General features: G+C 65.6%; 19 protein-coding genes and 1 tRNA gene. 14 read left to right on the top strand and 6 right to left on the bottom strand.

Translation table 11 applies throughout. The features are described from left to right. Window positions 1-7: 7 nt before the first annotated feature. The 5 genes from QX041_RS24020 to QX041_RS24000 all read left to right on the top strand — a co-directional run bounded on the left by QX041_RS24020 (window position 8) and on the right by QX041_RS24000 (window position 4,411). The gene (locus QX041_RS24020) at window positions 8-1,453 is read left to right on the top strand and encodes an FAD-binding oxidoreductase (protein ID WP_316166728.1); all 1,446 of its coding nucleotides are present in this window, start codon (window positions 8-10) and stop codon (window positions 1,451-1,453) included. Beyond that, window positions 1,450-1,893: a DUF4383 domain-containing protein gene (locus QX041_RS24015; protein ID WP_315716214.1), complete on the top strand. Its 444-nt coding sequence runs from the start codon at window positions 1,450-1,452 to the stop codon at window positions 1,891-1,893. The genes QX041_RS24020 and QX041_RS24015 overlap by 4 nt, the downstream gene beginning before the upstream one ends. Beyond that, window positions 1,890-2,993 carry a hypothetical protein gene (locus tag QX041_RS24010; RefSeq protein ID WP_316166727.1) on the top strand — a complete coding sequence of 368 codons (1,104 nt, stop codon included), beginning with the start codon at window positions 1,890-1,892 and terminating at the stop codon, window positions 2,991-2,993. The genes QX041_RS24015 and QX041_RS24010 overlap by 4 nt, the downstream gene beginning before the upstream one ends. Continuing rightward, window positions 2,977-3,282, top strand: a complete 306-nt coding sequence (locus QX041_RS24005) for a hypothetical protein (protein WP_316166726.1) — start codon at window positions 2,977-2,979, stop codon at window positions 3,280-3,282. The genes QX041_RS24010 and QX041_RS24005 overlap by 17 nt, the downstream gene beginning before the upstream one ends. A gap of 157 nt (window positions 3,283-3,439) precedes the next feature. Next, complete coding sequence (locus QX041_RS24000; RefSeq protein ID WP_316166725.1) at window positions 3,440-4,411, top strand: S1C family serine protease; 972 nt, start codon at window positions 3,440-3,442, stop codon at window positions 4,409-4,411. 19 nt (window positions 4,412-4,430) lie between these two features. Here QX041_RS24000 and QX041_RS23995 read toward each other — a convergent pair whose 3' ends face one another. Further along, window positions 4,431-6,362, bottom strand: a complete 1,932-nt coding sequence (locus QX041_RS23995) for a calcium-binding protein (RefSeq protein ID WP_316166724.1) — start codon at window positions 6,360-6,362, stop codon at window positions 4,431-4,433. A 343-nt stretch (window positions 6,363-6,705) separates the two neighbouring features. Between QX041_RS23995 and QX041_RS23990 the strand changes: the two genes are divergently transcribed. From QX041_RS23990 to QX041_RS23975, 4 genes are all read left to right on the top strand, one after another. After that, window positions 6,706-7,773 (top strand): phospholipase, encoded by a 1,068-nt coding sequence (locus QX041_RS23990; protein WP_316166723.1) that lies wholly within the window; start codon window positions 6,706-6,708, stop codon window positions 7,771-7,773. 141 nt (window positions 7,774-7,914) lie between these two features. Then, the gene (locus QX041_RS23985) at window positions 7,915-9,279 is read left to right on the top strand and encodes a hypothetical protein (protein ID WP_409999239.1); all 1,365 of its coding nucleotides are present in this window, start codon (window positions 7,915-7,917) and stop codon (window positions 9,277-9,279) included. A gap of 4 nt (window positions 9,280-9,283) precedes the next feature. Further along, entirely contained in the window at window positions 9,284-10,105 is an 822-nt protein-coding gene (locus QX041_RS23980; protein ID WP_316166722.1) for a hypothetical protein, read from the top strand. 91 nt (window positions 10,106-10,196) lie between these two features. Then, the gene (locus QX041_RS23975) at window positions 10,197-10,403 is read left to right on the top strand and encodes a hypothetical protein (RefSeq protein ID WP_316166721.1); all 207 of its coding nucleotides are present in this window, start codon (window positions 10,197-10,199) and stop codon (window positions 10,401-10,403) included. Window positions 10,404-10,467: 64 nt separating this feature from the next. On the opposite strand, the gene QX041_RS23970 is transcribed toward QX041_RS23975, so the two are convergent. Genes QX041_RS23970 through QX041_RS23955 form a run of 4 tightly spaced genes read right to left on the bottom strand, consistent with a single transcriptional unit; the run spans window position 10,468 to window position 12,617 of the window. Continuing rightward, complete coding sequence (locus QX041_RS23970; protein WP_316166720.1) at window positions 10,468-11,130, bottom strand: DsbA family protein; 663 nt, start codon at window positions 11,128-11,130, stop codon at window positions 10,468-10,470. A gap of 5 nt (window positions 11,131-11,135) precedes the next feature. Continuing rightward, window positions 11,136-11,921: a sulfite exporter TauE/SafE family protein gene (locus QX041_RS23965; protein ID WP_315716223.1), complete on the bottom strand. Its 786-nt coding sequence runs from the start codon at window positions 11,919-11,921 to the stop codon at window positions 11,136-11,138. Between the two features lie 13 nt (window positions 11,922-11,934). Then, complete coding sequence (locus QX041_RS23960) at window positions 11,935-12,084, bottom strand: hypothetical protein (protein ID WP_315754328.1); 150 nt, start codon at window positions 12,082-12,084, stop codon at window positions 11,935-11,937. A 38-nt stretch (window positions 12,085-12,122) separates the two neighbouring features. Continuing rightward, the gene (locus tag QX041_RS23955) at window positions 12,123-12,617 is read right to left on the bottom strand and encodes a hypothetical protein (RefSeq protein ID WP_315716224.1); all 495 of its coding nucleotides are present in this window, start codon (window positions 12,615-12,617) and stop codon (window positions 12,123-12,125) included. On the opposite strand from QX041_RS23955, the gene QX041_RS23950 reads away from it, so the two are divergent. Continuing rightward, window positions 12,596-13,120 carry a PsiF family protein gene (locus tag QX041_RS23950; RefSeq protein WP_316166719.1) on the top strand — a complete coding sequence of 175 codons (525 nt, stop codon included), beginning with the start codon at window positions 12,596-12,598 and terminating at the stop codon, window positions 13,118-13,120. The genes QX041_RS23955 and QX041_RS23950 overlap by 22 nt on opposite strands. An 83-nt stretch (window positions 13,121-13,203) precedes the next feature. Continuing rightward, window positions 13,204-14,289, top strand: a complete 1,086-nt coding sequence (locus tag QX041_RS23945) for an AbrB family transcriptional regulator (RefSeq protein ID WP_315716226.1) — start codon at window positions 13,204-13,206, stop codon at window positions 14,287-14,289. On the opposite strand, the gene QX041_RS23940 is transcribed toward QX041_RS23945, so the two are convergent. Continuing rightward, on the bottom strand, window positions 14,286-14,819 hold the full coding sequence (locus QX041_RS23940; RefSeq protein ID WP_315754326.1) for a disulfide bond formation protein B: 534 nt from the start codon (window positions 14,817-14,819) through the stop codon (window positions 14,286-14,288). The two genes, QX041_RS23945 and QX041_RS23940, sit on opposite strands and share 4 nt — an antisense overlap. A gap of 173 nt (window positions 14,820-14,992) precedes the next feature. Between QX041_RS23940 and QX041_RS23935 the strand changes: the two genes are divergently transcribed. The 3 genes from QX041_RS23935 to QX041_RS23925 all read left to right on the top strand — a co-directional run bounded on the left by QX041_RS23935 (window position 14,993) and on the right by QX041_RS23925 (window position 17,279). After that, window positions 14,993-15,077 (top strand) — tRNA-Leu (locus tag QX041_RS23935). Between the two features lie 221 nt (window positions 15,078-15,298). Further along, window positions 15,299-16,669, top strand: a complete 1,371-nt coding sequence (locus tag QX041_RS23930; protein ID WP_316166717.1) for a tyrosine-type recombinase/integrase — start codon at window positions 15,299-15,301, stop codon at window positions 16,667-16,669. A gap of 142 nt (window positions 16,670-16,811) precedes the next feature. Then, complete coding sequence (locus tag QX041_RS23925; RefSeq protein ID WP_316166716.1) at window positions 16,812-17,279, top strand: hypothetical protein; 468 nt, start codon at window positions 16,812-16,814, stop codon at window positions 17,277-17,279. The last annotated feature ends 370 nt before the right edge of the window (window positions 17,280-17,649 follow it).

Here is a 17,649-nt window from a genome sequence, read left to right as displayed (position 1 = left end):
CCGCGCCATGATGTCGAGACGACGGTTTCTGCGCGCCGCGGGTACGGCCGCGGCGCTGCCCTTGGCGCGGATGCCGCGGGCGCGGGCCGAGCTGCGCACCATCCTCAACGACGCCAGCCGGCTCAACCCGACGCCGGTCGCCAGGCATGTGGTGATCAGCAAGCCCACGACCGACGACCTGATCGCGCGGCTGCGCGCCGAGCTCAAGGAGGCGGCCGCGGCGAAACGCCCGGTGACCGCGGCCGTGGCCCGGCATTCGATGGGCGGCCAGAGCCTGCCGCGCGACGGCACGGCGATCACGCTCGACGGCGGCGCGATCGAGCTCGACACGGCGGCGAAGACCTATCGCACCGCGGCGGGCAACCGCTGGTGGGACGTGATCGCCGCGCTCGATCCCAAAGGCTTCTCGCCGGCCGTGATGCAGTCCAACAGCGATTTCGGCGTCGGCAGCACGTTCTGCGTCAATGCCCATGGCTGGCCGGTGCCGTATGGCCCGTTCGGCTCCACGGTGAAATCGATCCGCATGCTGCTCGCCGACGGCACCTTGGTGCAGTGCTCGCGCAACGAGAATGCCGAGCTGTTCGGGCTCGCGATGGGTGGCTACGGCCTGTTCGGCATCGTCGTCGATCTCGAGGTCGAGATGGTGCCGAACCTGCTGCTCGAGCCGCGCTTCGAGCGCATGGCGCCGGAGAAATTCGCCGAGCAGTTCACACGCAACATCGACGGCGACGCCAATGTGAAGATGGCCTATGGCCGGATGTCGGTGTCCCGCAAGGCGTTCTTCGACGACGCCCTGCTCGTCACCTTCCGCCCCGCCCCCGATGCTCCGGCGACCCTGCCCGCGGCAGTCAGCTCCGGCAAGCTCACCGGCGTCGCCAACACGATCTATCGCGCCCAGACCGGATGGGAGGTCGCCAAGGGCCTGCGCTGGTTCATGGAGACCCGGCTCGGCCCCGCCATCTCCGACAGCCGCTACACCCGCAACTCGCTGATGGCCGAGCCGGTCGCCAATCTGGCGCAGAAGGACATGCACCGCACCGACATCCTGCACGAATATTTCGTCGCGCCGGAGCGGTTCGGCGAGTTCCTCACCGCCTGCCGCGAGATCATTCCCAAGGCGCGCGCCGAATTCCTCAACGTCACCCTGCGCTACGTCGCCGAGGACAAGACACCCGCGCTCGCGATCGCACCGGTGCGCCGGATCGCGGCCGTCATGTCGTTCTCGCAGGCGACCTCGCCCGAAGGCGAGATCGACATGCTGCGGACGACGGAAGCGCTGATCGACCGCATCACGGCGATTGGCGGCGCGTTCTATCTGCCCTATCGTCTGCACGCCCGCCGCGACCAGGTCGAGAAGGCCTATCCAGCGGCCGCGCGTTTCGTCGCCGCCAAGCGGCAGTATGATCCGAACCTCCTGTTCCGCAACGCGATGTGGGACGCCTATTTCGCATGAATACATCAGCAGCAGATGGCTTCGCATTGGACCGCTATCGCATCGCCGCGCTGGCGCTCGCCATGGCGCTCCTGTTCGCCGCCGCGACCGACTACATCCCGACCTTTATCGATGCGCAAGGCCGCGTGTTCGGCCTGTTCCAGCTCGACATCTACAAGGATGCGCTGCATGTCGCCTCCGGCCTGTGGGCGCTGGCGGCGATGCTGACCCGCCGCAGCGCGGTGTTCTTCCTGCGCGTGTTCGGCTCGCTGTATTTCCTCGACGGCGTGATGGGCGTGTTCACCGGCTCGGGCTATCTCGACCTCTCGATCGTCATCGACGGCATCCGCGACACCTCGTGGCTGGTGAAGGTCCTCTCCAGCCTGCCGCATCTCGCACTCGGCGCGATCGGCATCGCGGTCGGCTGGTCGCCGTGGCGTAGACAGGCTGCCCTCGCATGAGCCTGCGTCGCAAAGCGCTGTATCTTCTCGGCGTCGTTTTGGCAGCCGCGGCGATCGGCGTTGCCACCACCGTGATCAGCGTCGAGACGGTTTGCGTGGCCGACGTCCCGACCCCGATGGTGACCTCCTACTTCGGCATCACCGATCCCGCATATGCGCGATCACAGGGTGACAGCTTCCTGACCTTTCCTGAATGGTACATCGTCCACGCCTATGCCGACCTCGCTGCGGTGACCGGGCAGGCCTCGGAGTCCGACTTCCACTATCTATCGAGCGTCGCCGGCTTCTGGCGCAGCCTGTGCCGGGCCACGCGCCAGGCCGCAGGCTCCGGTCCCGCTACCTCGGAGCAGAAGCTGACGAACTACATCATCGGCTTCAGCTTCACCGCCGAGATGGCGCTCCAGGGCGCTTACGAGAAGAGCATCGGGGCGATCAGCTGGGAGACCACGGACGGCGTCAAGACCGCGGAGGACGCCTTCAACCTTGCCCTGCTGAAGGACTACGCTGCGTTCCTGTATCAGACACCCTGGTATCGGTATCCCTTCGTCGCCAAGCTCGATCAGTTCTGGCGCGAGACGCCCTTCGTGCCATCGTTCCGCGCCGTGGAGCGGCGCGTCTCGCTCAGCCTGCAATATGCCGGGCGCGCCGCCTATGCGGCCGTCATCGGCTATGTGGCGGGCTACGATCCGGCCGTGCTGACCATCCAGAGCGTCGTCACCGGCCTGCCTGCCGCCGAGCTTGCAGTCATTCCGGGCGTGAAGGTGATCCGCGAGGTCACGGACTCCAAAGGCATGAAGGGCGTGCTGGTGGAGACCGAGCGCTACGCCAAGTTCGATTCCTTCGCCAAGGAGCTCGGCCGTCATGACGGCGCGGCGTTCGGCGAAATCGCAGGCAATCATCGTATCCTGGTCACGATCGTGGTCCCTCCGGGCGACGGACGGCTGGCAGCTTTCGATGGGCTGCCTATATTCAGTGTCCCGATCCAGTCGCGCCCCGGTGCCCGTCGCATCGGCGTCGACGTACCGGTCCGGTCTTTGGTTCAGGACATCGGCCGTTTCGAAGCCGCGGGATATACGTTCGAGCATGCCTACGACTATTGACCGGCATTCCCCGTCCCACGCCCTTCCCTTGAAGGGCGTGCTGGCCGTTGCCCTCGTCTGGTTTGCGGGCATGGCTGCCATGGCCCTGGTGATCAAGCCGGATGCGGTGGTCGTGTTCGGCCCGTCCGACCGTATGATCTCGGCGATCGTCGCCTCCGATGGAGCCTTGCTCGATGCCGGACGTTTCCACATCGCGGCCAAAACCGGAGCCACGACTGTCGGCAGCCTGTATGCTGCCGGAGCGTGGCTGGTCTGGCCCGTGATCGGCAGGGGCTGCGGCCGCGGGTAGTTGGGAAGCCAGTTCCTCCCGACGCCGATGCGGAGCCGGCGGAACTGGCGCAGCCGCCCAAAGATGTTAAGCTCGCGTTCACGCTGTGGCCGTCACGCGACACGAAGCAGAAGCTTGGTCGATACACCCGGGGGTATCGACAGAGCAGGAGAACGAAATGCCTTCTTTGACCGAATGGAAAGTGCCGTCCGCCTTCCAGCCTCGCGCCGAAGACTATGAATATGATCTCGATCAAGCGCTGTCCTCGATCGTGGGCCTGCATGCCATCATTCCGTCCGACGCCTTCAGCGCGGAAACGCTGGGGACCGAGCGTGCCGGCAATGCCGTCGTCATCGACGACGGGCTGGTGCTGACCATCGGCTACCTGATCACCGAGGCCGAATCCGTCTGGCTGCACCCCAATGACGGACGCGTGGTCGAGGGCCATGTGCTCGGGTTCGACTTCACGACCGGCTTCGGCCTGGTGCAGGCGCTCGGATCGCTCGACCTGCCGGCGCTGCCGCTCGGCTCGTCGGCGGCAACCAAGGTCGGCGATCATGTCGTGCTCGGCGGCGCCGGCGGACGCACGCGATCGGTCGCGAGCCAGATCATCGCCAAGCAGGAATTCGCCGGCTATTGGGAATATCTGCTGGACGAGGCGATCTTCACCCACCCCGCCCATCCGAATTGGGGCGGCACCGGCTTGCTCTCGGCCAAGGGCGAACTGATCGGCATCGGGTCGCTGCAGTTGGAGCGTGAGCGCGACAGCAAGGACGAGCACGTCAACATGATCGTGCCGATCGACCTGTTGAAGCCGATCATCGATGATCTCAGGCGCTTCGGCCGTGTCAACAAGCCGGCACGCCCCTGGCTCGGCATGTACGCGACGGAGGTCGACGATCGCGTCGTCGTGATCGGCGTCTCCGACAACGGCCCGGCGGCCCGCGCCGAGCTCAAGGCGGGCGACGTGATCCTCGGCATCAACGGCGACAAGGTGACGAGCCAGAGCGAGTTCTATCGCAAGCTCTGGGCGCTCGGCGCAGCCGGCGTCGACGTGCCGCTGACGGTGTACCATGAGGGCGTCACCTTCGACGTCACCATCGCCTCGACCGACCGCGCCAAGCTGCTCAAGGCGCCGCGGCTGCACTGAGGCGGCCGCGGGCCTGCGTTCACGCGTTGACGTGCCAGGCCGCAGCGATCTGGTCGTGCAGTTGCGCATCCGTCGGCAACTGTGATGCCACCGTGGGATCGAAACCCGGATGCGCCTGGGCGTAGGTCGCCATGGCCTGCACGAGTTGCGAAACCTGGGTATCGATCTCGAGACCGCCGGCCTTGATCTCCTGCAGCTGATAGGAGCCGCCAAGGAACCAGTCGGCGACGGTGACCTGCTGATGGGTGCCGAGAATGTCGATCTCCAGATCGTTGCCCGATTTGACGAACCAGAAATTGTCGGCCGTGTAGGTCGTTCCGAAATCGAGCGTGCCGGTCGGCTTCGACAGCGACGCTACGCCGTTGATGATGACGTCGTTGCCGTCGCCTTGCGCATAGACGTAGGTGGCGCCGACGCCGCCGACCAGGATGTTGTCGCCGGCCCCGCCCTTGAGCACGTCGCTGCCGCCGCCGCCGATCAGCAGGTCGTCATTGGCGGTGCCGAACAGCGTGTCGTTGCCGCCGCCCGCGATCAGCAGCGCACCGTCGGACGCAGCAATGATCGCGCCCGGCACCGGATCGACCGCGACCGTGGTCGCCGCGTCGCTCAAGGCTGCGCTGAGCCAGTCGAGATTGTCGGTCTTGCCGCCCCAGAGCACGCCGATCGCCAGGTCGATCAGGCCAGCGTCCTCACTGTCGAAACTCGCGACGGCATCGATCAGCGCGAGCTTGCCCAGGACGTCGACAGCCGATCCGGTGTCGGCGCGCGACCACAGGTCGGACGACAGATCCGCGACCAGCAGGTTGTTGGCCGTGTCCTGATAAAGGATGCCGTGCTCATGGCCGATCACGCCCGGCGTCGCCGCGACCTCGTCGTGGTTCTGCGCCAGCAGTGCCGAATATTCCACCACGATCTCGGCCAGCGCCTTCTCGACCCCGCCGTTCTTCAGGTAGGTCGCCGCAGTGTCGGCGCTGACGCTGTTGCCGAGCACGCCACCGCCGTTGAACAGGGCCTGCACGGCGCTGTTGCCGTAACCACTGGCGTCGGTCACCGTCGAATAGGCGATCATGTCCTTCATCTTGTCGGACGGCGCGCCTTCGCCGCCCACACCGGCCGCGGGAATGCCGACGGCCGAAGCAATGGCGTCATCCTCCAGCGGCGCCAGCAGCACAGCGGCCGCCTTCTTCCAATCCTGGGCACCGTTGTCGCTCGCCCACTGCATCATCGTCAGCAGCGCGATCGAGTGCAGGCTGACCGGATCCTGACCGAGATCCGTGCCCGCGCCGAGCACGGTCTTCTGCTCTGACGAGATGCCGATCGCAGCATGGGCGATGGCGAGCGCGCCGGCGACCGGTCCGAGCTGCAGCAGCGCCAGCGGCGCTTCCAGCACCGGCGCCGCAGCCCGCACATATTGCAGGATCTCGCCGGACAGGGAGACCATGTGAATGTCGGAATAGCGGTCGACCGGGTGCGACATCAGCGCGCCCCAGAAGCCGTGCAACTGGTCGTAGCGGACCTCAGCCGCGAATTCGAACGGCATCGCGTCATACGCATAGGCCACCTTGTCGTTGAGCGCCGCGATGTAGCCGGCAAGTCCGCCGCCGAGCGAATGTCCGGTCAGCGAGACGTTCGATGTCGCCCATGTCTTGTAGTAGGACTCCGCATCCGGGAACTGCGTCGGCCAGCCGGCCAGACCGGCACCGCCAAGCCACGATGGCACGTCGGCGAGACTGTCGGTGCCGCGAAACGAAATGATCCGTGTCGATGGATCGCCCGCGAGCTGATAGGTCGCGGCCTCGAAATTGTCGGCGGTCGAGGTCACGCTCGCCGCCACCAGCTCATAGCTCCCGATACGGTTGAAATTGACCACGAGCGTCGGGTTGACGCCCCTGTTGTAGACGTCCATGGCGAGCACCGCGTTGATCAACGCGGCCGACGGCGATTTGGTCATGATGCGAATCCCCCCTCGGCAACCGATCGGCAGTTTTGACCCAGGGCGGTGATCCACGAGGAACCCTCCGCCGCGCCGCCGGCTCTCACCAAGTGCGACATCGCGCCCGAATTTTGTCAATCAACTATCGTCTGCGCGTGTATTCGCGCGCGACTCACCTGCCGCGCGCGACGGCAGCGTCCGGACCGTGTTGACTTGCAGGAGCCGCATCGCGAGATTGCGGCTTCGCGGAGCGAACACGCGTTCGGAAAATGGTCATTGCCCGGACGCCCGATTTTGCGTTGCATGACCGGCAAGCAGACGAGACGGCCAGCCCCGCGTATCGCGTATCAAGGAGACCTGCATGACGGATGCCGTGGTGGATGACATTCTCATCGTGTTGCCGCCACTGCTGCAGACGCTCGAAGCCCTGTCCCACGTTGCACGCTACCTGAACCCGCCGGATTTCGATCGCGTGATGGCTGACGTCGGCGATCCCGAGCAGGTGCTGCACACGGCGCGGATTCATCTCACGTCGTGGCCGGCGGACTTCGCCCATATCCGTATCGCCTTCGACACCGCAGCGGACGCAGCGCTGATGTCGTTTGCCGGCCTGCGCGCCGTTCAGCGCGGCGAGGGCGACCTGATCGACGTGTTCAGGGCCCTCCGTCAATTGCCCCGCGCACTCGAGGCGCTGTTTCCACTGGCCGCGACGCTGCCGCCGCTGAGCGAATTCTTCCTCGATCCCGCCGTCGACGGTGACGACGGGCTGCGCCAGTTGCTGGCCGCGTCCTCTGCAGGCAAGGACACCGTGTTTCACGACCATAACGAGATCGGCAATCGCGGCGGCTTTTCGCTGTATGTGCCGGAATACTACACGGCGGACCGAGACTGGCCGCTGGTCATGGCGCTGCATGGCGGCAGCGGCAACGGCCGCGACTTTCTCTGGAGCTGGCTGCGCGCCGCGCGCAGCCTCGGCGCGATCCTGGTTGCCCCCACCGCGGCAGGACCGACCTGGGCGCTGATGGGCGACGACGCCGATACGCCGAACCTCCTGCGCATTCTCGACCTCGTCCGCAGTCGCGTCGCGATCGATCCCGCCCGCATGCTCCTGACCGGGATGAGCGACGGCGGCACGTTCTGCTACGTCAGCGGACTGGCCGCAGGCTCGCCGTTCACGCATCTTGCGCCGGTGGCCGCGACGTTCCATCCGCTGATGGCCGAGATCGCCGACCGGGACCGTCTGCGCGGCCTGCCGATCCAGATCGTGCACGGCCGGCTCGACTGGATGTTTCCGGTCGAGATCGCGCGGCATACGGCCGACGCCCTGGCCAAGGCCGGCGCCAACGTCGCCTATCGCGAGATCGACGATCTCAGCCACTGCTATCCGCGCGAGGCGAATGTCGAGCTGCTGCGCTGGCTGATGCGCTGAGCGCGCCTCTCCTTGCTACGACATGGCTGATCGGCAATGCCGCCGACACAATGTCGGCGGATTTTGTCCGCATTGGTTCTGCTCGGTCATACAGCGGGGGCGCTGCACACGGGCGGCCATGACGCCGCCGAAGGTTTGCTCATGCCCTCGCCGCTGATGCCCTCGCCTGCCGCGTCCGTCGCGCAAGTCTCGTCCGCCCGCTCCTCCACCTCCGTCGTGCTCGCCAATGGCGTCAACCGTCTTGAGGTGACGCTGAAGCTCACGACCGCGATCCTGGCGCTGGCCGCCGGCGTCTACACCTATCTTGGCGTCCGCGAGCTGCTCAACGGCAGTCCGACCACGGTGTTTTTTGCGGCGGTCATCTACTCAGTCGCGGTCTCGGTCGGCATCTACGCCTTCTGGGTGTTCATGATGCAGTTCATGCCGCACGTCACCAGCGCGATCGGGCGCTTGATGATGGCCGGCTGCATGCTGCTGGGCTCGCTGATGATCGTCGCGATGTCGTCCTGGCTGAATGCGTCGGCCCTGGCCGGCGCCGCAGCGATCCAGCAGCATCTCGCCATCACCGTGCAGAACTACACACGCGACCTCGACAGGGCCAACAGCCAGGCCATTGCTGCGCAAAGCCTGCTGCCGGACATCCAGCTCGCCTCCTCCCGCTTCGCCAAGCTGGCGGACGCCGAACGCGCGGGCTCGCTCACCGGCACCTCCGGATCGGGCACCGTGGTCCAGCTCCTCGCGCAGATGTCGACGCAGCTCGACGGACTGGGACAACAGGTCCAGGAGTCCGGCAAGCGCGTCTCTGCTCTCTACGAGCAGGGCGGCAAGAGCCTCGCCAAGATGCGCGAGCTGATCTCCGACCGCGGGCCGATCGCAACGCGTAGCGATGCCTTCGCCACGGAGTCGTTGAACCTGATGGGCGTGATCGCCAATCTGCAGCAGACCTCGGTGGCACCTGCGGTGAGGCGCGCCGCGACGTCGCTTTCGGCCGGATTCATCGCGCCTGCCGCAGGCGGACGCAGCGGCGACCTGGCCGAGCGCCAGACCGCCGTCGTCGGCAAGGTGGAGAGCGCGATCGCCACGCAGGCCGCCTCGCTCGCCGACGCCGCCGACAAGATCCTGGCGCTGCCGCGCATCGAGCCGACCCGGTTCCAGACGCTGTCGCCCGCTGAAGCCGTGCTGCGCTACGCCGGCGACTTCATCCCGAGCTGGGCCGGCGCAATCTCGATCGACCTGATGCCGGCGGTGCTGGTGCTGATCCTCTGCGTCGTCCATGCCGCCATCCGCCGCGAGGGCCTGCCCGCCGTGAGCGCCTCCAGCCTGACCGCCGCCGATCTCGTCACCGCGTTGCAGATTGCGCGCGAGGTCGAGGACGCCAGGCGGGCGGCCGAGCGACGGCCAGCCGAAACGCCCACGGAGGAGCCTTCTGCACCGGCCATCGAGCCGGCGCCGGCCGCGGCGGATGAGAACGTGACGTCGCTGTCGTCGGCCCGAATTGGAAAGTAGTCCCGTGGCTTCGGCGCTGAACCGACGCGTCCATGCCTGGCTCGCGGACAATCCCGATGAGAGCATTCTGCGTTGGGTCTTCCGCGGCATCCTCGTCATCACTATCGCAGTTCTCGCGGCGGACCTGCTCGAGTTGAACGCTCCGCAGGTGCCATCGGATGCGGCCCCGCCTCAGCTCGACATTCGGCGCGACGCGCCGGACATGCCGGCCGAATCACCATCCTTGCTGGCGCCCTTGATGAAGCGGTTGATGCCTCTGCCGCAGGGCGATCGGGCCTTGCAGCGGCCGATTCAGTTCGAGCTGCGCGGCGGCGGCCGGCTGTTCGCGACCGGCACGATTACGCCCGGCAGCGCGCGCAGCTTTGCGGACGCAGTCGAACGTCATGGCGAATATATCAGGACGATCGTGCTGAACTCGCCCGGCGGCTCCGTCGCCGATGCGCTGGCGATGGGGCGACTGATCCGCGCGCGGAAATTCGCAACCGAAGTGGAGGCGGGAAAATATTGCGCCTCGTCGTGCCCGCTGGTGTTCGCCGGCGGTCTCGAGCGCCGGGCCGGCGAGCGGGCGATCATCGGCGTGCATCAGATCGCCGCAGTCCCCACGTCCGGGACCGCCGTGAGGTCCGGCGACGACATGAGCCTTGCGCAGAACATCTCGGCGCGATGCCAGCGCCATCTCGCCGAGATGGGCATCGATCTGAAGGTCTGGGTGCATGCGATGGAGACGCCGCATGACCAGCTGTTCACGTTCAAGCCCGACGAGATGAAAACACTCAATCTCGTCACCTCGCTGCCGGAATCGCGGCCTGAAAAATCGCGCAGTTAGGATGTTCTGATCGCGGTGGACCGGGACCGCGGCGGGCGTGGAACCAAGTTTCGACCGCGGCGTTATTGGCCGTCACACTGGAGAACATGACATGCGGACATTCGTGGGAATGATCCTGGGGGCTCTCATTCTGGGGTTCGGCGTCTACATCCATGATTCGATGCAGACCTCCGAGGTCGCCAACGGGCCGACCGCGCAGGCGCGCCGGACGATCGTGAACTGGGACGTCGCGGCGGACAGCTGGAATTCACTCAAGACCCGCGCGCATGACGACTGGGTTCGCATCTCGTCGAAGTAACGCGCACGACGCTGCTGTTTTCAGGGCGCCTCGGCCGTTGGTCGGGGCGCCTTTGCTTTGCCAATCAGTTGGCCGCCCTGGCCTTGCGCGCGTCGGCGATGACCTGCTCGAACTGCGCCATGGTCAGCACGCCGGGTACCCTGAACTTGCCGACGATGAAGGACGGCGTACCGCGGAAACGCAATCCCCGCGCCTGCTTGTCGTTGCGCGCCAGCATGTCATCGATGGCCTTGGCGTTGGCGGCGAGGTCGCGCTTGGCGCGGTCGACGTCGACGCCTGCTCCCGCGAGCAACTCGTCGATGCGCGGTTCGGTGAGCTTCGAGCTGACGCCGATCAGCGCCTCATGCGCCTTCGCATATTTGTCCTGATATTTGCAGGCCAGCGCCATCCGCGCTGCAACCACCGAAGTCGGCCCGAGAATCGGCCACTCCTTGAGAACCCAGCGCACCTTGCCATCATCATGGATGACCTGCTGCAGCTCGGGATCGAGCTTGCGGCAATACGGACAATTGTAGTCGAACCATTCGACGATCGCGATGTCGCCCGCGGCATTGCCGAGCACCGGCGCATCGGGGTCGCGCAGCACCGCGCCCTCGTCGGGCTCGTCGGCATCCTCGGCGCGACTGTCGCGGGGCCACAAGGAAAGCGCCGCGCCTGCGCCAAAAAGCGTCAACACGTCACGCCGGCTGCTGGCGGAGGTGATCGCAGTCGAGGGGACGCGCTTCATTGAGGTCAGCTCCAGATATGCAGCAGGCTGCGCGTCAGCATATACAGCGCCACCACCGCGATCACGACGGAAAATACCACGTTCAATGCGCCGCGCCGTCCGGAGAGATGGCGCGCCAGGCGCGTGCCGGCAAGGCCACCCGCGATCCCGCCGGCGATGAACAGTCCGGCGAGATCCCAGGCGACGAGCCCGGACCAGGCATAGCTCGCCGCGGTGGTGAGCCCGAAGGTCGTCACCGCGACCAGCGACGAGCTGACCGCATTCATGATCGGCATGCCCGTCGCAGCCATCAGCGCCGGCACGATCAGGAAGCCGCCGCCGATGCCGAAGAAACCGGACAGCGTGCCGGTGGCGAGGCCGAAGCCGACGATCGCCGGGACGTTGGCCATGCTCATCTTCACATCGGGGGTGCCGATGCGGGCGCGCGTCTTCAGCATCAGCATGGCGATGACCATCATCACCAGCGCGAACAGCGCCAGCAGCTTCTGGCCGTCGACCATCTTGCCGAGCAGCGAGCCGGTGAAGGCGCCGACGATGCCCGCCGTTGCGAACAGCGCCGCGATCGGCCAGATCACGGTGCCGCCGCGCGCATGATTGGCGAGATTGATGGCCGCGTTGGTGGCGACCGCGATGGCGCTCGAGCCGATCGCGATGTGCGGCTCGGGCACGCCGACGACATAGACCATCAGCGGCACCGCCAGCACCGAGCCACCGCCGCCGACGAGGCCGAGCGAGAACCCGACCATCGCGCCGCAAAACAGGCTGAGCACACCTTGGACAGCAGAGATCATGGCGAGAGCAGGGTCATTTCCCGCACAGGAAGGCAAGCCCCAAAATCACCGGAGCAGCAATTCCGCCGCCACCGGCGCGAACCGCCGCGCGACCGGCGCCGAGCCGAGTCGGGCCGGCGGTCTCGCGGCGATGCGCGGCGTCGAGAGCGGCGGCCGAACGCATGATGCCTCCGGCCGCCGGCATCGTCTCGTCAACCCGGATCAGGCAGCGCCCTTCAGCTTCTTGGTGCATTCGCTGTAGTAGCCGCCGCCCTTCTGGATCCACTTCAGGCCGCCATTAGCGTTGGTCGCCTTGTTGGCATTGTACTGATCGACACAGGTCTGCAGCCGCGCCTTGCCGGGCTTCTCCTTGGCGTATTTCGGGTCCACCGCGTTGGGGAACACGGCGGGACCGGTCGGCGCGGGAGCGGCCTCCTTGGCGTCGGATTTCGCCGCCTTGGCAGGCTTGGCCTCCGCCGCAGGCGCGGCCGGAGCCGCCGGTGCCGCGGCAGCGGTGGCATCGCTGCCGCACTGGGCCTTGCGGAAGTCGTTCCACTTCTGGCCGCCCAGCGTGCCGGCCTCCTTCGCCTGCTTGTACTTGGCGCTGCATTCCTGCGCGGTCAGCGCTTTCGCCGGCGCGGCGGCGAACGTCGCGAGCCCGATCACGGCCAGCGTAGCGAGTGACGAAGCAACCAATGATTTTGCGTGAAAACTCATCCTCGATCTCCCTGTGGAGCATGGTGGAATGGGACGGTAATTCTAGCGAGACGCCCGCGACCAACAAAGCAGGCGGGAGCATGGCCGCGCGAAAATATAATTTGCGTCGCGCGGCGATCCGGCTCATTCCATTCACTGCGGGTTCAGCATCGCCGGACATCGCAGCGTGCCTTTCGTTCGAGGACTTCAGCATGAGATTCACTGCCCGGGCGGCGATTGCGGCGATCGCAATGGCCACCCTGTCGGCCGCCGGCCCCGCCCGCTCGCAACCCGGATTGACGCTGCCGTCGCGGCCCGATGCCGCCACCGACAAGTTCACCACCCTCGACAAGGCGGCGCGGCGGACGATTTCCATCGCCTGCTCCAAGGAGGCCGATGAGCAGGGGCTGAAGGGCAAGGCACGCGGCAAATTCCGCTCGGCCTGCAAGCGCGACAAGGCGGCGGCCGCCGCAGCGACCACACCCGTGCCCGCTCCCTTGCCGACGCCCGACAAGCCGAAATGACCGGCCCCTGCGGACGCATGCGCGCATGGCGCCTGCGCAGCGGCGGGAATTGTTCGCGCAGGCAGGTTTTGGCATAAGGCGCCGTGCGCCAGATCATCTCCTCCCTCCCCTTTGACCTGCCGAGCCGCGCCAAGACCCTGAGCGCGATCGAGACCCTCGTGCTCGGCACCGCCGGCGGCCTGATCTTCCTCGTCGCCCATCTGCCGGGCGGGCTGATCTCCGGCGCGATGATCGCGACCGCGATCGCCGCGATCGCCGGCCGCCCGCTGGCGATGCCGCCGATCCTAACCCAGACCGTGCTGCTGCTGCTCGGCATCTCGATCGGCGCCGTCGTCTCGCGCGAGCTGATCAACCATGTCAGCGCCTATCCGGTGACCATCGGCCTCCTGGCGCTCGCGACGTTCTGCTCGACCTTCGGCTCCAGCCTCTATCTGCAGCGCGTCCATGGCTGGGACCGCACCTCGGCGCTGCTCGCCGGCAGTCCCGGCGCGCTGTCGCAGATCACGATGCTCGCGGTCGAGCGCGGCGCCGACCTGCCGGCGATCGCCGTGGTGCAGACGCTGCGGGTGATCATCCTGACGGCGGCGCTGCCGCTGGTGCTGGCAGTGGCCGGCGTCGCACCGGCGGCGCCGATCTCGCTCGGCCAGAGCGTCGCCTCGCCGCTCGGCCTGCTCGCACTGCTGGTGGCCTCGCTGGTCGCGGCGATGCTGATGCAGCTGATCAGGTTTCCGGCGAGCTGGCTGTTCGGCGCGATGGTCGCCAGCGGTGTCCTGCACGGCACCGGCCTCGTCGAGGGCGGCCTGCCGGAATGGATGCGTGGCGTGGCGCTGGTCGGCATCGGCGCCCTGATCGGCAGCCGCTTCGCCCGGATGCGGGTGAAGACCCTGGTCGGCCATATCAGGGCCGCGCTCGGCTCGTTCGCGATCGCGGTGGCGATCTCGGCGCTGTTCGTCACCGTGATCGTGCTGGTGACGCATGTGCGCTTTTCCGACACCATTGTCGCGTTCGCGCCCGGCGCCATGGACGCGATGATGGCCCTGGCACTGACGCTGCACATCGACCCGATCTTCGTCGGCGCGCATCACCTGTCGCGCTTCGTGTTCGTCACGATCGCCACCCCCGGCATCGTCCATCTGTTCGGACGGCCGCAGGAGGATGTCGACGACTAGGCGCGCTTCCGGGTGATGCCCCAGCCGGCGATGGCGGCGATGGCGAGCGAGATCAGCACGCTGTAGCCGGCGAGCGACAGGCCGAGGAAGCGGAATTGCACCTCGTCGCAGCGTACGACCTTGACGCTGTCGAGCCGCTCCAAGAGGCTGCCGGCGCTGCCGAGATTGCCGATCGGCCCGGTGCATTCGGTCGGCCCCGGCCAGAAGCCCCATTCGACGCCGGAGTGATAGACGCCGAGCCCGGCATTGCCGAGCGCGGCCAGCGCGACCACGCCGAGCCCCGCGAGCACCAGCGCGCGCGGCGCGCCGCCTTTGGCGGCGAGCGCGATCAGCAGCCCGAGCGGCACGATCGCATAGTAGGCCCAGCGCTGCTTCAGGCAGAGCTCGCAGGGCTGCAGGCCCCAGACCAGCTGCATGTACCAGGCGCCGGCCAAAGCCGCCGCCGCGATGCCGGCCGCGAGCAGCGCCGCCGCCACCGCCGGGCTCATGGCTCCCGCCGCAGGGCGCGCCATCACAGAAGTATTGGTCATCGGTCCTCCCGAACGGGGCTGCATCCGGTCCCATGCCGGGCCGTTCCGGCTCCTACTCCGGCCCGCGAAAGCTGTCGAGATGCGCGCCCATCACGTCCGTGCGGGTTGACCCGGCCCGGCCGCCCGCTATAGTCCGCCCGCTTCGCTATGGTTCCTGCACAGGCCCGGCGAATGCCCCTGTGGCGGAACTGGTAGACGCGCTCGACTCAAAATCGAGTTCCGCAAGGAGTGCTGGTTCGATTCCGGCCAGGGGCACCAACTAGGCTGTTCAGGCCCGTTCTAAATCGTCCGCAACCGTCCATCCCCTGCTCGGAACCCCTTGAAAAATAGGCACTTCCGCGTACATCGGTGTTCGTCACCGTTTGTTCTCATCCGATCCCAGCCGTCCGATTTGTTGGTATTTTTGTTGGTATCGTGTTGGTATCGGGAGAACAAACGTTCACGGCGACTTTCGCTATTCCGAACGAGGAATTGAGCCGATGGCCCGCAAGAACGACGGCGCGTGCGCCAACCCCAAGCAGATCAGAACCGACGTCGACTGCCGCGCCGCCCGACCGAAATTCGACAAGGGCGCGTGGAGCCCCGCCAAGATCTCGGATGTGACCGGCGGCGGTCTCTACCTCTTCGTCACGCCGGACAAGAGCAGACCTGGTAACGCGGCCTCCAAGCTGTGGCGGATGAGCTACCGCTTCCATAGCCGTCAGAAAACCTACTCCATCGGCCCTTACGGCAACGGCAAGGATGGCACGTTTTCGCTCGCCGACGCGCGGCGCGAGCGGGACAAGGCGAAAGACCTGCTCAAGGAAAGCAAAGACCCGAGCACCGAGAAGCAGCTCGATAAGCACAGGCAGGCGGCCGCCCGGCCTTTCGAGCAATGGGCCGACGAGTGGCTCGCGAAGAAGAAGGTGGAAAAAGTCAAACGCGGCAGGATCGTCGCGGTGCGCGACCCCAAGACCATCGAGGTCCTTGAGCTGCGCGTCCGCTACGTCAAGGCCCGCTTTGGCAAGCTGTGCAGGCAGGACATCAAGCGTCCGGACGTGCTCGCTTTCCTGCGTTCATACGAAGCCGAAGGAAAGCTGGAAACCCGCGACCGCGTGCGCAGCATCGGTGCGCAAATCTGTGACTATGCCGACGTCGAAGGCGATGGCTACAATCCATTCCGCAATCTGAATGGGAAGCTGATTGCCAACATTTCAACGCCGCGTCCCGGCGTAACTGAGCCACGCGATGTGACGCGCGTCTTCAAGCTCATCAGTGCACCGTGGGCGAGAGGGAGGTTTGGCGACATTGTTGGCCTTGCCCTGCGCTTCGATGCGCTGACCATACCTCGCCCCGGCATGGTCAATGAAATGGAGTGGAGCGAGGTCGATTGGGACACTGAGCGCTGGACTATTCCAGCCACCAAGATGAAGACCGGGTGGGACCATGTCGTGCCCTTGTCACGACAGGCACTCGCAATCCTGCGCAGCGTCCAAAAGCTGACCGGCCATCGCCAGTATGTTTTTTCCTGCTCAAAGGATGCCCCGCTATCGAACAACACGCTCAACAAGCGCTTGCGGCTGCTTGGCATTGACACCAAGACTGATCATTGCGCCCACGGGTTCCGGACCACCTTCTCGACCCTGTCCCACCACGAAGAGATCAAGGAGGCCAAGGCATGGGATGGCGATGTCGTCGAACTGCAGCTCGCGCATCTCGATAGTTCGACCGTGGAAGGGCTCTACAAGAAACACGGACCGCTCGCGCTGATCGGCTCGCGCACGAAGCTGATGCAGCATTGGGCTGATCGTATCGACCACTGGCTCGATCCCAAGAAGGTGATGCCGATCAAGCGCGGGTCGCAGGGCTGAGTCACGTAGCTTCGTGCGCGGTTGATGCTGCCTGTTCGATCCCTGGCAAAGATCATGTGACAGTTTTCAGCAGACTGCTGGGTCAACACTGGCCTGCTTTCCCATAGCCGAGCTCTCCACCTGGCCAAAGGGAAGACCTCGAATGCCGCCTAGAGAACGGCTGCCAAACCGCAAGCAACCGGAAGAGGAATATTCTTTGGTTGCTCACGTGAGATCAGTCACTGCGAGCTATTACATCTCAACGCATGGTAGCGAGCGTGACGCCAGCACAGATGAGGCTATTGCTCATTTGCTTGCTGAAATCGTCATGACCAGACCCAAGTTGCCCAAGCACCTCGGCAGGGAAATCCGCTGCTCTCTGATGTGCTCGCGCGTCTATCATCGCAGCGATGCGAATGTTGCTCAGGCACAACCCTCGTTGCTGTACATGAGACTCAAGCCAGACCTCCGGCTTTTCTCTGCCTATCTTCCAGCAGACGTATTTTGGGCGCTGCAGACCGATCTGAGAAGTGGGCGGCTGCAGTATGTTGAGGCTCGGTTCAACAAGCCGCGATATGGCTCGGGCAAGCTCGTGAGTTTGTATTTCTCTGATACGCAGCCAGATGAATAGCCCTATCGGTCCGCAACCGCTGACGGCCCAATGTGCCCGATCCCAATAGACCGTCGGTGCGAGTGGTGTAGGTATGGCCCCAGGGGCGGAATTTGAAATTTAATTAGCTGTCTTTGCTGTGTATTTGTATTTTGATCTTATGGTGTACCCACCAGTGTACCCAACGCTAATCTCTCCTGCGCCGATGCCGCGCCGCTCTCTGGCCTGAACGGGATAGCGGTACTCTGGTCGCGGTGGGCGCCGCCTGAAGTCGGATATGCCCCTGATTACGTGTGGTCGCGTATTACCGCACATTATACGTGATCACGTATATATATGAAATATGCGCGTTCGCGTATATTGACACATTATACGTGTTCGCGTATTTTGC

This window comes from Bradyrhizobium sp. SZCCHNRI2009 (assembly GCF_032485115.1).
GTDB lineage: Bacteria > Pseudomonadota > Alphaproteobacteria > Rhizobiales > Xanthobacteraceae > Bradyrhizobium.
Note: the sequence above shows the minus strand (reverse complement) of the source record. Positions and strands in the feature narration are given on the sequence as shown.